We start from the raw sequence: 16,550 nt of genomic DNA on the forward strand, positions 1-16,550 counted from the left end.
CCCGCGGCCGTCAGAACAAAGTGAGAGCTGCTCCCGCACCCACCAGTTCCCGAGGCGCCTCACGCGGTTCAGTGCCAGCCGCACTGACGTCTCGATGCTCCGAACGACCACCCAACCCATGACGCTCGACCAATGGCTCGACACGGCTTGCGAGCCAACGCTTGTATTCGGGAGTGACATACGCACCCCGCCCGTACAACTCGCGGTAACGACGGATGAGTGCCGGATGTTCCTGAGCAAGCCAATTCATGAACCAACCCCGAGTACTCCCCCGCAGGTGCATCGGGAAGACCGTCACACTCGTCGCACCGGCTTCGGACAGTGCCTCGAACAGACCGTCGAGGTGACTGGTGGAATCGGTGAGGAACGGAATGACCGGCGCCACCATGACATTGCACGAGAATCCCGCGTCGGTGATGGCGCGGATCATCTCGAGACGCGCCCGCGGCGACGGGGTACCAGGCTCGATCTGCTTCTGAAGTGCAGCGTCGTTGATCGCCAACGACACTCCGATTCCGACGTCGACCTGCGCCGCCGCCATTTTCAACAGCGGCAGGTCCCGTCGGAGCAAAGTTCCCTTCGTCAAGATCGAGAAGGGAGTTCCGGATTCGGTCAACGCGCGAATAATGCCGGGCATCAAGCGGTATCGGCCCTCCGCTCGCTGATAGGGATCGGTGTTGGTACCTAGTGCCACCGCCTCCCGCTTCCAGGACTTTCGCGCCAACTCTTTGCGGAGCACCGCGGCAATGTTCGTCTTCACGACCACTTGGGAATCGAAATCCGCGCCGGCGTCGAGGTCGAGATACTCGTGACTCGGTCTCGCGAAACAATATCGGCATGCGTGCGAGCAACCACGAAAAGCGTTGACGGTGAAGCTGAACGGCAACGTCGACTCTTCGGGCATCTTGTTGAGCGCGCTCTTGCAGAGCACCTCGTGAAACGTGATTCCCTCGAACTCGGGAGTCTGCACGGAGCGAACCAACCCGGCCCGTTCGAGTCCGGGTAGCGCTCCGTCATCTGCATCCAATGCCTGACCCGACCACCTCATGACCCCAAGTCGAACACTTGTTCTAAGGTATGTCAAGATGGAGCGAATACCCGACCGTGCCTCACCACGGCCGGGAAGTTGTTGGCAGAATTCGGTGCATGTCGAACAGAATCAATATTTCGTCCGGTTCCGAATGGGAACCCAAGATCGGTTACTCCCGTGCCGTGCGCATCGGTAACCAGATCGCAGTCTCCGGCACCACCGCTCCTGGTGAGACCCTCACAGATCAGACCCGCGCAGCGCTCGAAACAATCAAGGCAGCACTGGCCGAGGCCGGCGCCTCGCTCGACGACGTCATCCGCACTCGCATGTACCTGCGCGACATGACGCAGTGGGAGCAGGCCGCTCTCGCGCACGGTGAAGTGTTCGGCGAGATTCGTCCCGCCACGACCATCCTCGAGGTCAGCTCGCTGATCGACCCCGGTCTGCTCATCGAGATCGAGGCCGACGCGGTTCTCAGCTGATCGCCAATCCGGACGTTTGTGACAGTGGGCGCCTAGTCTGAGCCGATGAAACCGATGCGGCTGTATCCGTTGACGCTCGCGCTCGGCATCACCGCCGCTTTCCTCTCGCCCGGCTCTGCACTCGCAGAACCGGGCGAGAGTCTTTCGACGGCTTGCGGCAGCCCGCTGAGCAATGCCGAGGTCGATAGGATTGCCGAACTCAGCGACGTCACGACACTGACCGGCGGCGGGCTACCTCGCCTCGAGACCGCTGTCGAACGTCATCGTGAGATCACGTCGATCCTCGTCTCCCACCACGATTGGCGAGGCCTGTTCTCCGTCGGCCTCGACGCTGTCGAACACGAGGCGGTGATGCCGCTGCAACGAGATCCCGCGGCCTTCGACGATGACGAGTGGGCCCATTCGGTCAGCTACGAATTGCTGCGAAGGTACCTGGTGAACGTCCATGCGGAGTTCACCGGCACTCCCACAGATCCGGCGTGGAACAGCTACTTCACCCTGACGCGTCAGTGCGACGCCAGTCCGGCACGAGTCGCCATGGCCGGCTACAACGCGCATCTCACCGTCGACCTCGCTCACGCCGTCGCCACGTCCGGAACCACCGCAGAGGATGTCCCCGATTTCTACAAGATCGTCGATTCCATTGCCGTCAAGGGTGGTTCGATCGTGATGCTCACCAAGGCCGAGTACGACGCCGATCTCGGGCCCCTCTGGCGCTTCTACTTCGTCGGCGAAGGACTCGACCGATTGGCCGGAAACTCGCAGCCCTCGGAACTGTTGCTCCGCGCCGCCGACAGCGGATACAACACCATCACGCTGGCCAACGGGTTCGCCCTCCAGAATCCGCAGACACGTCCCGGCGCAGAACAGGAGATCGACGCGCTCTGGCGTACTACGGATTCCGCTCTCGACGTACTCTCGCGACTCGGTGGTCTCTGACATCTCACCCTCCGCTGCCTGAAACGGACACACCTGAGACAATGACCCCATGACGGGGCACTCGGCAGGGCAAGGCATGCAGAGTCCCGCCATGCGCCGGGTACGAGACCTGTTGCGCGGACCCGCAATTGTCTGCAGCGAACAGGCCACCATCCGCGAGGCCGCGAAGTTGATGACCGACGCGGGCCGCCGCGCTGTCGTGATCCCGACGGCTACAACCGGTTTCGGAATCTTCACCGAAGGTGACCTACGTGCTCGCGTGGTAGTCGGTGGTATCGACAGCAGTCAGCCGGTATCAACGGTGATGACGCCGTCAGCAGTGACAGTCGATCCGGATCGATTGGGCGCCGACGCCGTGACCGACATGCTCGAGTACGGATTGCGCCATCTCCCGGTCGTGACCGAGGCAGGCGCACTGATGGGTGTGCTCGAACTCAGCGACCTCCTGACTTCGGCCACCAATCAGGGTTTCGAACTGCGCGCAGCGCTCGCCACAGCACAGGACGACGCCCACCTCGTCGAAACAGCCCGCGCGGTACCTGTTCTGGTGACGGAATTGGTGGCGTCACGGGTCTCTCCGCTCGACATCGGCGCGACGCTGGCCGTGCTGATCGACGTGACGGTCAGGCGAGCCATCGAATTGGTGGTGGGCGGAGACGAGCGACCGGATTTCGCGTGGCTGTCGCTCGGCAGCGTCGCCAGACGTGAAGCGCTCCCCTCTTCGGATATCGACAGTGCGCTGGTGTGGGGCGGCGAATCTCATCACGAGGGAGCCGACGCCGCGAAGACCATCCACGACATCCTCGATCTCTGCGGGTTCCCTCGCGACACCAAGAACGCCGTCGCGACCCAGGCCAGGTTCGCTCGGACGCTCCCACAATGGCGCACTGCGCTGCGGAAATGGGTATCCAATCCGTACCAGGACCAGGCCCTGGTCATGTTGTCGATGTTGGCGGATGCCCGCGTCGTCGCGGGCGATCCGGCGTTGGATCCTCGTCCTGCGGCGTTGGATCAACTGCGACTGCATCCGGCCGTCATGCGACTGCTCCTTCGCGAAGCGGTCGGCGACAAGGCAAAGCTCCATTCGTTCAAGGACGTGATGACGCGTCGGACCGGAACCGTCGACCTCAAAGCCAGCGCCGTCCAACCGATCGTGAACATCGCTCGTTGGGCGGGGATTTCCGTGGGCGCCCGCACGAGTTCGACACTCGAACGCCTCAAGGCTGCAGCGGGAAGCGGTTTCCTACTCGACGACGACGCCCAGGTACTGATCGAATCTTTCGAGGTGTTGCAGCAGATTCGTGTCCGCCACCAGACCGATCAGTTCGCGGCAGGTCGGCCACCGACCGACGAAGTCGTGATCTCCGAACTCACTCCGCTCTCGCGGAGCTTGCTGAGCAATGCAGTGCGCGAGGTCGCAGGTGTGCAACGACGACTCGAATATGCCGCGTCCGCGTCGGCGCTACCCGACATCGATCCGTGAATCGCACTGCGCTCGAACAGGTTCTGGCGGCGGAGCGCCTCGAAGGCTGGGATCCGAGCGATGAACAGATCGCGGAACTCGAGGCCGTGATGATCGGGATGCTCTCTCGGCGTGAGTATTTCGAGCAGGAATTGGCGCGAGCCGTCGGCCTCTCGTCTGCGATTCCCCCGCGGATCCGCTGGCGACGATCAGCGCCGTACGTCTATCGCGGTACATCGGTTCTCGAGAACAATTTCGACGTACGAGATCCCGCCGCACTGCAATCACTCGAGTTCGCAGCGACCGCGCTTCGCCTGGGTGAGGCACATCTCGGCAGCGACCTCGTACCGCACACCGGCGACACTGTCGAACTTCTCCTCCTTCACCAGCATGTTTTCCAAGACCTGTACCAGTGGGCCGGCCACATCAGAACCGTCGACATCAGGAAAGGTGCGGCAACGTTTGCTCCGGTCTCGGCGATTCGGAACTACCTGTCCGAGGTCGAAGAGATCATCGCCGCCGTCGATTGGGTAGCACTCGATCACGGCGCTGCGTCGTTCGCGCTCGCATCGGTGTACTCGACGCTCAATCATGCCCACCCGTTTCGGGAAGGAAACGGGCGAACCGGAACCCTCTTCCTGCACCGACTCGCCGCGGACACCCGGTATCAGCTCGACTTGTCGCGGGTGAGCAGAACCGAGTGGGTATCCGCGTCGAGGGATTCTGCGCCTTTCCGGCCCACCGGAACCCCGTCGCCTCGCCCGTTCATCGATCTGTTCAATCGCGCGCTGACTCGCTGACGCAAACATCTGCTGCCCGTTCCAGGCGGACTGAACACCTTTACTACTGAGTGAGCACCGCTTCCGACACTCTGGAAGCGGTGCTCACTCTAAGACGACTGTGCTCACTCGACCATCAACCGGGCAGCGCGAACTCCCCTGCGTCGGACCAGCGCTGACGCTCGGCCCCGAACGCGACGGACTGCATCGCGCGGAACTCCTCGATCGAGCGCGAGTTCGACGCGAGGAACTCCTGATGCTCGGCCAGCGAGAAGCTGCCGTCCTCGATCTCGACGCCCCCGCCGCGGCCGGCGGCGGTGTCCGCGCGCAGATCCATCAACTCTTCCGGCTCGACGGGGTACCAGGAGATCCGGTCGAAGAATCGCAGCAACCACGGAGTGCCCTCCTCGAACGGCCCGGACTTCGCGGGGTGGCGGTGATTCCACACCTGCGTCGTACGTCCGACGAACTGGTACCCGCCTGGGCCTTCCATGCCGTAGATGCAGAGGTACGCCCCACCGATCCCGACGGCGTTTTCGGGGGTCCAGGTGCGGGCGGGGTTGTACTTGGTCGTGACCAGACGATGACGCGGATCGAGCGGCGTCGCGACCGGCGCTCCGAGGTAGACGTCACCCAGTCCGAGCACCATGTATTCGGCGCCGAAGACGGTGTCGAACACGTCGTTCACGGATTCGAGACCGTTCATCCGGCGGATGAACTCGATGTTCCACGGGCACCACGGCGCGTCGGCGCGAACCCCGTGCATGTACCGCTGGATCGCTTCGCGCGTTGCCGGGTCGTCCCACGACAGTGGCATCCGCACAGTGCGACTGGGCACAACGAGTTCGTTGGCCGCCGGCAAGGTGTCCTCCGCCTCGGCGAGCATTCCCATCAGTTTGCCGACGGGCAGCACGTCCGGGTCGACGCGGACCTGCAGGCTGCGGATTCCCGGGGTGAGATCGAGTAGTCCGGCCGGCTTCTCGGCTTCGAGTCGTTGATGCAGTGCATGAGCACGCGCACGTAACGCCAGGTCGAGATTCATGTCGCCGTATTCGACCAACACGTTGTCATCGCCTGAGCGCCGGTACGTGACCACGGTGTCGCCGTCACGACGGGCTATGACGCCGTCGTCGCCGTCACCACCGGAGGAATGAACAACCGAATTGGAGGCTCGACGCGATACTCCGAGGTCACGCCGGGAGGCTGCCCGTTCGGCGCGGACCGGCACGAAGCGAATCTTGTTCCCTGGAGCCAACTGTCCGAGCTTCCAGCGATCAGCGGACACCACTGTGATCGGGCAGACGAAGCCGCCGAGGCTCGGTCCGTCTGGTCCGAGGAGGATGGGCGTGTCGCCGGTGAAGTCGAGTGCACCGATCGAATACGCGTTGTCGTGGATGTTCGAAGGGTGAAGTCCGGCTTCGCCGCCGGTGGTTCTGGCCCAGTCTGGTTTCGGACCTATCAACCGGACACCGGTGCGGTCGGAGTTGAAGTGGACCTCGTACTCGGTCGCGTACAGCGTGTCGATGTCGGAGCGGGTGAAGAACTCCGGCGCCCCGTGCGGGCCCTCGGTCACCGCAAGTTCCCAGCACGTGTGTATCGCCGGAACATGCTCGGCGGGAACAGCTCCCGCGACCCCCGTCGCCTGTCCGAGTTTGAGAACGTCTCCTGCCCGCAGAGTCCTACCTTCGTGTCCCCCGAACCTGCCCAGGGTGAAGGTCGACGCACTGCCGAGATAATCGTCGGTCTCGATTCCGCCCTGTACGAGTACGTAGATGCGCAGTCCCGGGCCGCTGGCCGTTCCGACGTCGAGCACCGATCCAGCGGGGACGAGAACGGGACGCCACTGACCGTGTACGACGCCGTCGACGGTCACCGACACCGGGGCACCCGTGATGCAGACCGTGGTGTCTTCGTCGAACGTCATGGCAGGTCCGGCCATCGCGCATTCGATGCCGGGGGCGCCTTCGGGGTTTCCGAGTGCGGTGTTTCCCAACCGAAACGACAGGTCGTCCATCGGGCCCGATGGTGGGACTCCGATCTGCCAGTATCCGACGCGTCCTGGATAGTCCTGAACCGTCGTCAGCATTCCGGGACGCACGATGGTCAGTTTTGCGTTCATTCGTCGGCTCCCGGCCGTGTGACGATCATGCGGACGGCCGTGGGATCGAAGCCGTTGCACGGGTTGTTGATCTGCGGGCAGTTGGACACGAGGACGAGCACGTCACGTTCGGCACGCAACGCGAGCCGCTTGCCTGGTGCCGACAGTCCGTCGACGATTCCGAGTGTGCCGTCGGGGTCGACCGGGACGTTCATGAAGAAGTTGATGTTGGACACCAGGTCCCGCTTACCGAGCCCCCATTTTGCGCCCTCGACGAGGAAGTTCTCGACGCACGCGTGCTGATGCTTGGTGTGGTGGCCGTATCGCAGGGTGTTCGATTCCTGTGAGCACGCGCCGCCGACGGTGTCGTGGTTTCCGACCTCGTCTGCGACCAGGGTCATGAGTGGAGTTCCGTCGTCACTGCGGAGCACGGAGCCTGTGGACAGAAACAGGTTCTTCTGGGCTGTGACCGTCGCTGCTGCCGAGTACCGAACGCTGTGATCGTCACCGGCGTAGACGAGGGTGTCGACGGCTTGATTTCCGTGTAGATCGACGATGGTCAGGACGTCGCCGTCGCGGACAACAGCGGACCACGGCCCGAACGCGTCAGCAATCTCGTCGAGGATCACCGTTCCGGGAACGAGGGCGGGGACATTCAAGGTGGTGGTCATTCGGTCGCCTCCAGGTTCGAAGCCATCCAGGCATCTTCGGTATTGAGCACTGCGCGTTGGTATTCCGGACCGAGATCGTCAAGGCTGCCGAGTTCGTCGGCGGCCTTCCACGCGAGCACTTCGAGGGACGTGGTGGCAAACTGCGGCGCCGGATCGAGTGGGTGCGCGGTGTTGGCGATCATCACGATGACGGGCAGGTGGATCAGAAGGTCGACCGTTGCGCCTGAGCCGGCGGACCCCGTACTGGTGAGAGCGCCGTCCGCCTCGACGCGGACACCGTGGAAGAAGGACAACGGAGGCGCAATGTCCTGCGGCCCGAGTCCGTTCTTCGCGGCAGCGACGGTGAACAGTTCACGCCCGGCGGGTGAGGCACTGTGCAGCGAGCCCTGCCCGTACTTCGCCTCGTTGGTGGCGCGTGACGTCGTTCCGCAGAACGCGTCGTGGTGACCCGACGTGTCTGCGACCACGGTCGCAAGTACTCGCCCCTGATCGGAGAGCAACGGGTGCCCGACGCCGAGATAGGCCTGCCATGGCACCTTGACGGTATCGGCGACGTTGAGACGCTCCCAGGGGGCGTCGGCGCGATAGAGCAAGATGTTTGCGCAGGCGCTGCCAGCGATGTCGCGAAGTCGCAATCGGGTTCCACGTGCGAGAACCTTGGTCGTGTACCGCCCACCCGGCACTGTCTCAGCCCAGGTCAGACGTTCGGGAGCGACGTCTTCGGGTGGGTTCGGCCAACGCGTTGCCGGCAATACGGGCATGGAATCGGTGATCGTTCCAGCTTGAGACCGGGCATGCTCGCGCGCTCCGGCGGTGGTCTGAGTACTCATGGTCAGGCTCCGATCGTGACGGGATTCGGGGTGGCGCGGCCACGTGGGAAGCAAGCGACTCCCAGCCCCACGACCAGCGCTACCGTGATGGGCGCGGCCCACTGCAGAATGGGGTACTCCCCGGTGGGGTTGAAGATCTCGGCTCGTGGCCAGGACAGGTTGATCACCATCAGCGCGCCGTACACAACCGCGGCGATGTTGACCGGAACTCCCCAGATGCCCAGGGAGAAAAGCTTTTTGCCTTCGGCGTCGAACTTGGGGCCGACTGCCGTGCGAGGCCATCCCTTGAGACGCTGAACCAGCAGCGGCACAGTCACCATGAGGTAGGCCAAGTAGATCAAGATGATGCATACGCTGGACAGGGTTGCAAAAATTGCCGAGTTGCCTACGTTGACGGCCAGGACGGCAATGCAGACCAGACCGATGAGGACGGACGGCGCGATAGGTGTTCCGGTTCGGGGGTTGACCTTTGCCAGTATCTGCGAGGCAGGCAGGCGCCCGTCGCGGGCCATGGAGAACATCAGCCGTGAAGCAGCAGTCTGAATGGCCAAGGTGCACACGAACACTGCGATCGAGACGTCGATCAACAAGACCGTGCCCCACGGCGAACTCAGAATGGAGGTCAGTACGTACGGCAAACCTTCCGTGGCCAGGCGTCCGTCGGTCAGTGAGGGCGCTGCCATCAACGCGCCGAGAATCATCAAGCCGCCGCCGAGCGCGGAAGCGGAGAGTGCAAGGCGGATCGTACGAGGTGCGACGCGTCGGGGGTTGCGGGTCTCCTCGGCCAGTTCGCCTGCCGAACCGAAGCCGACCATGACGTAAGCAGCCATCAGTCCGGACATGATCCACGCCCAGGCGTATCCGGGCTGACCGCCGGCACTGCCGGTGTCGAAGACGACGTCCGGTCCGCGCTGAGCGTGGGTGAAGAACATCCCGATCACTGCGATGACACCGACGATTTCGCAGGTCACGCCAATGTTGTTGATACGCGACATCCAGTTGACGCCGATGCAGTTGATAAAGGTGGTCAGAACCAGAAGTACCGATCCGAGCAGCACGGCGTTGGCGGCACCACTCGATGAGGTGAGTGCGCTGTCCTCGCCGATGATCTGGAACCCGCTCCACACATTGGGGAGCACGACCTGCAAGGCGATCGCGGCGGCCGATGCAGTGACGATCTGAGCGAGAATCATGAACCAACCGGCGAACCAGCCGACGATCTCACCACCCATCCGCCGCGACCACTGGTAGATGGCACCCGAAATCGGATATCTGGCAGCAAGTTCCGCGAAGTTGAGAGCGACCATGAACTGACCGATGAAGACGACCGGCCACGTCCAGAAGAATGCCGGACCCGCGAAACCGAAACCGAGGCCGAACAATTGGAAGATCGTGGTGAGGATGGAGACGAAGGAGAAGCCCGCGGCGAAAGACGCGAACTTTCCCAGCGATCGATGCAGCTGCTGCTCGTAGCCGAACTCCGCGAGGTCACCGTCGTCGTGAGGCGAAGAGGCGAGTGCGGATGCGGTGGTGGGCTGCGCAGCCGGGGTGGTTGCACTCAACGGCGTACTCCTTCGGCGAAGCGATTCAGAGGCGAATAACTGTCGATTGATAGTTTTCGCGAAATCCACTCGCCGCAGGTGACGCCCGCGTATACGATTCGCCTGATTCTGTAACAGGCTCGTTGAGTACGTTTCGAGCACGTGACCGAATGCTCACAGCGGCGGCCATCCCGCACGTAAGGCCGCAGCCTGCCACTATGGAAGGCGTGACCAACGCCGGCCCCGGACGACCCCGCCTGACCGCTCGCCGACGCCCGGGTGGCACTGCCCGGGCGGAGATCTTGGATGCAGCCGCTGAACTGTTCACCACCCGAGGCTTCGCCGCGACGTCCACACGCCACATTGCCGAAGCAGTCGGAATGCGTCAGGCGTCGCTGTACAACCATTTCGCCACCAAGGACGACATCCTGGTTGCACTGCTCGCCGACACCGTGACGCCGGCGCTCGACTTCGCGGAGAATCTCAGGCCACTCGACACCGCACCCGAGGTCAAGCTGTACGCACTTTCGTACATCGACGCGGCCCAACTGATCACCGGACGGTGGAACCTCGGCGTCCTTTATCTCTTACCGGAACTGAGAAGTGACAGGTTCATGTCGTTCCGAGCCGATCGCGATCGGCTTCGCGAGCAATACCGGGCACTCGCCCAGGATGTGCTCGACGCGATTGACGATCCATCATCAACGCACCTGGCCGAGCTTCCGTTTCGCCTGGTAGAAAGCGTGATCAGCGCGCGAGCCGACGCGCTCGAAGGCACCCCGATTCCCGACGCCGCTGTCATCGCCGGGTCGGCGCTGCACATTCTTGGGTGGCGCCAGGATCTTGACCCCATCCATACGGAAGCGGCAACGCTCATTGCGAACGCAGAAACGCCGAAATTGTCCGGGGCTGCATCAGCTCCGGACAATTTCGACGCATTGAGGACCTAAACGGCCACGAGACTAGACCGAGAGGGACTGTCCCGGGAAGATCAGGTTGATGTTCGGAACCTGGCTGGCAAGGTTCTCGAGCGAGATGCCGTGTGCAGCAGCGATCTTCGACAGGGTGTCGCCTGCCTTGACCACGTAGTTGCCGCTTCCGGTGCTTGCTGCCGGAGCCGACTCGACGGAAGCCTCAGCGGTGACGGGGGCGGCTGCGGCCTCGTAGTTGCCTGCGGTGGTGCCGGTGGTCAGGTACTGACCGCAGACGGGCCATGCGCCGACGCCCTGGCCTGCGAGAACGTTCTCGGCGACACGGATCTGCTCGGCCTGGCTGGCGTTGGCAGCGTTGCCCGATCCACCGAATGCGTTCCAGGTGCTCTGCGTGAACTGCAGACCACCGTAGAAGCCGTTTCCGGTGTTGGCGGCCCAGTTACCGGAGGACTCGCAGTTTGCGACTCCGGACCAGTCGTGGCCGGCTGCCGAAGCGGTGCCGGTGCTCATGGCGAGCGGGATCGCGACGACTGCGCCTGCGGTTGCAAATGCGCCGAGGGCGCGCTTGAAGGTGATGCTGGTCATTGGGTAAATCCTCTCCGCTACCGCGGACGAGGTCGGCCCGGACGCTTTCACGTCTCGTCGATCGACTCGTCTGTTTCACTCCTGCCCCGCGAAGGTTTCGGGAGTACCGGACCCGCGGGGCAGAAGCACGCAGTTGCGGGTCGGTGTTTGCCCGGTAGTTTCGGGCTGTCAACGACCGTAGGCGATGGTCACGGATTGGTCACGGGGCAGTTTTCCGGCACTGCTGTACCAGACTCAGTCGAAACTCGAGCAATAACCACAGGTCAACTAATTGATTCGAGCTTCAACCATACCGATCGTTATCCGTCCGTTATGTGGCAACCGTCACGGTGATTTTGTGACCCACCGCACCGAAACAGGCCGTGTCGGACCGCCAACGAGGATCCTGGGGATGTTAAGAGAGTCCTGGCAACGGGAAAAACCAACCGCCCCAATCATTATGGAGATCAACTGATGATCATCGCAGTAGAAGGACCCAGCGCCGCCGGCAAGACCACCTGGTGCCGAACCCAACTCGGTGGCGAATCCGCCGCGGAGAGATTCGTCGCCGAGTATCAGCCCACCGGGTTCGAGCCGGACGGCACGGATCTCGACCTTCAGGCAAGTTACTGGACAACGGTCAATTCGAAGCGATGGTCGCAAGCGGAAGATCTCGAAGCGAGAACCGGTATCGCGCTCTGCGACAGCGACCCGCTGAAACTGCACTACAGCTGGTGTCTCGCTGCGGTGGGCGCAGCACCTCGGGAGCGATTCGAGTACGAGCTCGCGGCAGTCGAGACAGCTTTCGAGCACCTCGAACTGGGTTTCGCGGATCTGACCGTCATCTCGATACCGTCACCGGGGCAGCTTCTACTTCAGCGCGAAGGAGACCCCAGCCGCCGCCGACGGCATTTCGAGCTTCACGCGGCGCTCGCCGAGCCCCTCACCCACTGGTACTCGGCAGTGAACAGGGTAGATCCAGGTCGCGTTGTGTGGCGCTTTCCGACACAGCTCGATCTTTCGCGCTGTCCCCCGCCTCGATCGGATCGCAGCGATCCGGGCCTCCTTCGCGCGGTGATCAACGAGCTGCCGCCTCTCACCAGGTAGGGAGTGGCTGCTCGATCTCAGCGCGCTCGTTCGACCCTGGCCTCGTCCCACACCGGCGACTCGCTCTCGTACACGTTCCCATCCGATCCGAAGACGAGGAACCTGTCGAACCCGCGCGCGAACCAGCGATCGTGGGTTACCGAGATGACCGTGCCGGCAAACTGAGCAATGCCCTGCTCGAGCGCGTCAGCCGAATGAAGGTCGAGGTTGTCGGTCGGTTCGTCGAGCAACAACATCGTGGCGCCGGAGAGCTCGAGGAGCAGGATCTGCAATCGTGCCTGCTGACCGCCGGACAGGTCGTCGTACTTCTGTTCCGCAGCTTGGGACAATCCGTAACGGTCCAGCGCGCGGCTCGCCGCTTCGCGTCCCATTCCGCTGCGGTGTTCGTCGCCCATGTGCAGGATCTCGAGCAGCGTGTTTCCGGTCAGATCGGGCCTGGAGTGTGTCTGCGCAAACAATCCGGGACGTACCCGGGCACCCAGCGTCGCAGTACCCCCGTGCTCGACTGGCGCGATGTCGAGCGCCTCGACAGGCAGATGCTCGCTCCCCGGATCGGTCCCCCCACCCGCCAAGAGCCGAAGGAAATGCGACTTTCCGGATCCATTGGAGCCCAGCACGGCAACCCGATCTCCGTACCAGATCTCGGTGTCGAAAGGCTTCATCAATCCGGTCAGCTCGAGATCTTGACATACCAACGCGCGCTTGGCGGTTCGCCCGCCCGCCAGCCGAACCGTCACCTTCTGCTGAAGTGGAATCGCTTCGGGTGGCCCTGCCTCCTCGAACTTCGCCAACCTGGTTTGCGAGGCGTGATACCGCGCAGCGACGCCGTCGTTGAACTTGGCCTTTTCACGCAATCGCAGAACCAGGGCACGTAATTTCGCGTGCTCCTCGTCCCAGCGTCGGCGCAGTTCTTCGAATCGAGCGTTGCGATCCTCGCGGGCTTGGTGGTAGCTGGCCAGCCCAGCGCCGTGCGTCCACGACGTTGCGCCGCTGATTCCGGGCTCGAGCGTCACGATGTGGGTGGCCGCGTTGGCGATCAGTTCGCGGTCGTGGCTGACGAACAAAACCACTTTCGACGATTCCGAGATCGTCTTTTCCAGCCATCGCTTGCCCGGAACATCGAGGTAGTTGTCCGGTTCGTCCAGCAGGAGTGCGTCGTCGGGCCCAGCGAACAGTGCTTCGAGAACCAATCGTTTCTGCTCGCCACCACTGAGGGAGTTGGCCGCGCGCCACTTCGCACGGTCATAGGGAACACCGAGAGCCGCGGTAGTGACCTTGTCCCAGAAGTCTTCGGTCTCGTAGCCGCCCACGTCGGCCCAATCGGCCAGCGCATGCGAATACTTCATTTGAGTTGATTCCTCGTCGCGCTCGATCATCGCGTTTTCTGCCGTATCGAGCGCCAGTGCTGCGTCCCGGATCCGTGCCGGCGAGACGGACAACAGAAGATCGCGCACGGTGGACTCGTCGCGAACCTGGCCGACGAATTGCCGCATCACGCCCAGTGTTCCGGATCGAGTGACAGCGCCCTCGTCGGCGACGACGTCTCCGGCGACAATGCGGAGCAACGTCGTCTTACCAGTCCCGTTGGGGCCTATCAGTGCAGTTTTTGCACCGTTGCCGACCCGAAAGCTGACACCGCTGAGCAGTTGCCGACCATCAGGGAGAAAGTAGTCGACGTCGGCGATGTTGAGGTGGGTCACGCTGTCAAGAGAACCCTACCCACGGCGATCTGCCAAACCATTATTCCTGCCTTCGGTCTCGAGTTCACTACCGTTCTGGGATCGTCCGACCGCATCGAGCGCCGCCAGATATCCGAATACCATTGCGGGACCGATAGTTGCACCTGGACCGGCATAGGTATGACCCATCACCGGTGAGCTGGTGTTACCTGCTGCGTAGAGCCCGTCGATGACCGTACCGTCGGCGCGCAACGCTCGCGCGCGAGCGTCCGTGTTGATGCCGCCTTTGGTCCCCAGGTCTCCAGGCACCATCTTCGCGGCATAGAACGGACCCTTCGTGAGTTCTCCGAGGCTGGGGTTGGGCTTGTTGGTGCAGTCGCCGTAGTAGTGGTCGTATCTGCTTGTCCCACGGCCGAAGTCGCGATCGATTCCGTCGCGCGCGTGACTGTTGAATCGTGTGATGGTCGCGGACAGCGCATCGCCCGGCACTCCGATCTCGGCAGCGAGTTCGGCAATCGATCCAGCTCGCACGATCGCACCCGATTCGATCCACGACCGAGGTATCGGCCTGCGCGCCGGAACCCCCGCGAACAGGTAACGGTCACGGTACGTCTGATCGAAGATCAGCCAAGCCGGGATGTTCTCAGCGGGTCCTTCATCTCGGCCGTACTTTCCGCCGAACATGGCGTGTGCCGCTTCGACATAGGGAAGTGACTCGTTCATGAAGCGCTGACCGCTGGCGTTGACCATGAGGCTGCGAGGCAACGAGCGTTCCGCCAAGGCGAACCACGGGCCTTTGGGCAGTGGAATCGACGGGGCCCACCACGCGTCGTCCATGTACGAAATTGCGGCGTCGACGCGTAGAGCTGCACGGATGCCATCCCCGGTATTGGTCGGTGCCCCGAGAGTCCACTGCGCGCTACTCGGCCGTCGCTGGTACTCGCCTCGCATGTCGTCGTTGTTGTCGAACCCGCCACACGCGAGGATGACACCGCATCGAGCGTGCATGGTGGTCTGCACTCCCCCGGACTCGAGTCGCACACCCACGACACGATCACTGTCGGTCACCAAATCCACAAGCCTCGTCCCGAGCTCCACCGTCACTCCGGCGTCCCGAACTCCGAGCATAAGTTCGGCCATGAGCGCCGGCCCGAGCCCGATCAGCTTCTTCCTCCGAGCTCTTGCGGCCAGGGATCTCATTCCTACCCGAAGCATCCGCACCGGACCCCGCCAATGCCGGATCCCCGTGCTCAGCCAACGGTAATCAGATTGTTGGACAACCATGTTGAGCGGAACCTTCATGTACGGCGGATGAAGTGTCGCAAGATCGTCGCCCAGAGCTCGCGCGTCGAACGGGCGCGGCTCGCACGAGCGGCCGCTTGCACGTCCGCCAGGTGCCTCGGGAAAGTAGTCGGAGTACCCCTTCACCCATTCGAGCTCCAACGCAGAGTGACGAATCAGGAAATCGAGGGCTTCCGGACCCCGATCGATATACGTGTCGATTCGGTCGGCGTCTGCATCCTCTCCGACAATGCTCTTCAGATATGTTCGCGCAGAGTCGATATCATCTGTCGGTGCCTCGCGGCGAAGTATCGAGTTTCCCGGAATCCACACGCCGCCCCCGGACCGGGACGACGAACCGCCCCAGTATTCGGACTTCTCCACGAGTATCGTCGAGAGTCCGTTGCGGGCTGCGGTGATGGCTGCAGACATGCCGGCAGCCCCCGATCCGACAACAACGACATCCACTACGGGCACATCTACTACGGGCGGCACGGCGCCCTGAGGGTTCTCGTCCATCACTGGTCACGACCTTTCGTGTCATCTTCGTCCTGCGTGTGCCACCGGGATCCTCGAACAGCGTCGAGCGCCCCCTCGACGCACACGGGAAGTGATGCCCCGCGCTTGTGAGGGTTACGTATCCATTGCCGATAACCGAACTCCGCCGCCGCCAACATCAAATGAACGAGAAGTCCTGGGCGGCTGTCGTTTTCCGGATCGAGTTGCATACGTTGCGCCACCAACTCGACCAACCGATCACGATGCTCGGGCGCGATCAGAGCGACACGATCCATCAGGTGCGGCGCGGTACGGAACGCCGATCGCCACTGATCGATCTCCGCGGACTCGAAAGCATTGGAACGCTCGAGGATTGCCCGTGATATCGCAAGATCAGCCGACTCGGTCGGTGGGCGATCCTCGAGCAACGTCACGATTCCGGCACCGCCCTGCCTGACCGGATCCAACAGCAGATCCTCCTTGTTACGAACGTGCCGAAAGTACGTACTCGCCGACACCCCCGCTGCCGCCGCAATCTGCTCGGTGGTCACGTCCTCGAAACCGTCACGCGCGAACAGATCGAATGCCGCACGTTGAATGTCTGCTCGCACCTGCAACCGCTGTCTCTCCCGTAGTGACATCAGCAACGTCCTCCCG

Annotated in this window: 15 protein-coding genes; 6 read left to right on the plus strand and 9 right to left on the minus strand. The window is 62.8% G+C overall.

Features of this window, described 5'->3' with window-relative positions:
* Nucleotides 1–10: 10 nt before the first annotated feature.
* Entirely contained in the window at nucleotides 11–1,048 is a 1,038-nt protein-coding gene (locus AC1Q61_RS19175; protein WP_134999223.1) for an Rv2578c family radical SAM protein, read from the minus strand.
* A gap of 98 nt (nucleotides 1,049–1,146) precedes the next feature.
* On the opposite strand from AC1Q61_RS19175, the gene AC1Q61_RS19180 reads away from it, so the two are divergent.
* Genes AC1Q61_RS19180 through AC1Q61_RS19195 form a run of 4 tightly spaced genes read left to right on the plus strand, consistent with a single transcriptional unit; the run spans nucleotide 1,147 to nucleotide 4,713 of the window.
* Nucleotides 1,147–1,512: a RidA family protein gene (locus tag AC1Q61_RS19180; RefSeq protein ID WP_042919867.1), complete on the plus strand. Its 366-nt coding sequence runs from the start codon at nucleotides 1,147–1,149 to the stop codon at nucleotides 1,510–1,512.
* 54 nt (nucleotides 1,513–1,566) lie between these two features.
* Nucleotides 1,567–2,451 (plus strand): DUF5995 family protein, encoded by an 885-nt coding sequence (locus AC1Q61_RS19185; RefSeq protein ID WP_128637841.1) that lies wholly within the window; start codon nucleotides 1,567–1,569, stop codon nucleotides 2,449–2,451.
* Between the two features lie 49 nt (nucleotides 2,452–2,500).
* Complete coding sequence (locus AC1Q61_RS19190; protein ID WP_003944791.1) at nucleotides 2,501–3,934, plus strand: putative nucleotidyltransferase substrate binding domain-containing protein; 1,434 nt, start codon at nucleotides 2,501–2,503, stop codon at nucleotides 3,932–3,934.
* A complete protein-coding gene (locus tag AC1Q61_RS19195) occupies nucleotides 3,931–4,713 on the plus strand; it encodes a Fic/DOC family protein (RefSeq protein WP_042919875.1) in 783 nt (260 codons plus the stop codon). The genes AC1Q61_RS19190 and AC1Q61_RS19195 overlap by 4 nt, the downstream gene beginning before the upstream one ends.
* A gap of 115 nt (nucleotides 4,714–4,828) precedes the next feature.
* Here the strand turns inward: AC1Q61_RS19195 and AC1Q61_RS19200 are convergent, their stop codons facing one another.
* The 4 genes from AC1Q61_RS19200 to AC1Q61_RS19215 are packed head-to-tail and all read right to left on the minus strand — an operon-like array spanning nucleotide 4,829 to nucleotide 9,853.
* A complete protein-coding gene (locus AC1Q61_RS19200) occupies nucleotides 4,829–6,811 on the minus strand; it encodes a 5-oxoprolinase/urea amidolyase family protein (RefSeq protein ID WP_204855797.1) in 1,983 nt (660 codons plus the stop codon).
* Nucleotides 6,808–7,461, minus strand: a complete 654-nt coding sequence (locus AC1Q61_RS19205) for an urea amidolyase associated protein UAAP2 (RefSeq protein WP_042448713.1) — start codon at nucleotides 7,459–7,461, stop codon at nucleotides 6,808–6,810. The genes AC1Q61_RS19200 and AC1Q61_RS19205 overlap by 4 nt, the downstream gene beginning before the upstream one ends.
* Nucleotides 7,458–8,291: an urea amidolyase associated protein UAAP1 gene (locus tag AC1Q61_RS19210; RefSeq protein ID WP_492650802.1), complete on the minus strand. Its 834-nt coding sequence runs from the start codon at nucleotides 8,289–8,291 to the stop codon at nucleotides 7,458–7,460. Before AC1Q61_RS19210 ends, AC1Q61_RS19205 begins: the two co-directional genes overlap by 4 nt.
* A 2-nt stretch (nucleotides 8,292–8,293) precedes the next feature.
* Nucleotides 8,294–9,853 carry an amino acid permease gene (locus tag AC1Q61_RS19215; RefSeq protein WP_030536447.1) on the minus strand — a complete coding sequence of 520 codons (1,560 nt, stop codon included), beginning with the start codon at nucleotides 9,851–9,853 and terminating at the stop codon, nucleotides 8,294–8,296.
* A gap of 197 nt (nucleotides 9,854–10,050) precedes the next feature.
* On the opposite strand from AC1Q61_RS19215, the gene AC1Q61_RS19220 reads away from it, so the two are divergent.
* Nucleotides 10,051–10,782: a TetR/AcrR family transcriptional regulator gene (locus tag AC1Q61_RS19220; protein WP_003944898.1), complete on the plus strand. Its 732-nt coding sequence runs from the start codon at nucleotides 10,051–10,053 to the stop codon at nucleotides 10,780–10,782.
* Nucleotides 10,783–10,794: 12 nt separating this feature from the next.
* Here the strand turns inward: AC1Q61_RS19220 and AC1Q61_RS19225 are convergent, their stop codons facing one another.
* On the minus strand, nucleotides 10,795–11,349 hold the full coding sequence (locus AC1Q61_RS19225) for a LysM peptidoglycan-binding domain-containing protein (protein WP_492650803.1): 555 nt from the start codon (nucleotides 11,347–11,349) through the stop codon (nucleotides 10,795–10,797).
* 453 nt (nucleotides 11,350–11,802) lie between these two features.
* Here AC1Q61_RS19225 and AC1Q61_RS19230 point away from each other — a divergent pair, with 453 nt between their 5' ends.
* Nucleotides 11,803–12,435, plus strand: coding sequence for a hypothetical protein (locus AC1Q61_RS19230; protein ID WP_042448705.1), 633 nt, complete (start codon nucleotides 11,803–11,805; stop codon nucleotides 12,433–12,435).
* Nucleotides 12,436–12,452: 17 nt separating this feature from the next.
* Here AC1Q61_RS19230 and AC1Q61_RS19235 read toward each other — a convergent pair whose 3' ends face one another.
* From AC1Q61_RS19235 to AC1Q61_RS19245, 3 genes are read right to left on the minus strand one after another with little or no spacing between them, the layout of a single operon-like run.
* Nucleotides 12,453–14,135, minus strand: coding sequence for an ATP-binding cassette domain-containing protein (locus tag AC1Q61_RS19235; protein ID WP_003944811.1), 1,683 nt, complete (start codon nucleotides 14,133–14,135; stop codon nucleotides 12,453–12,455).
* A 15-nt stretch (nucleotides 14,136–14,150) separates the two neighbouring features.
* Nucleotides 14,151–15,914: a 3-oxosteroid 1-dehydrogenase gene (kstD, locus tag AC1Q61_RS19240; protein WP_492650804.1), complete on the minus strand. Its 1,764-nt coding sequence runs from the start codon at nucleotides 15,912–15,914 to the stop codon at nucleotides 14,151–14,153.
* Complete coding sequence (locus AC1Q61_RS19245) at nucleotides 15,914–16,534, minus strand: TetR/AcrR family transcriptional regulator (RefSeq protein ID WP_039972893.1); 621 nt, start codon at nucleotides 16,532–16,534, stop codon at nucleotides 15,914–15,916. Before AC1Q61_RS19245 ends, kstD begins: the two co-directional genes overlap by 1 nt.
* Between the last annotated feature and the right edge of the window lie 16 nt (nucleotides 16,535–16,550).

This window comes from Rhodococcus sp. MPR-R1B, from assembly GCF_058793255.1.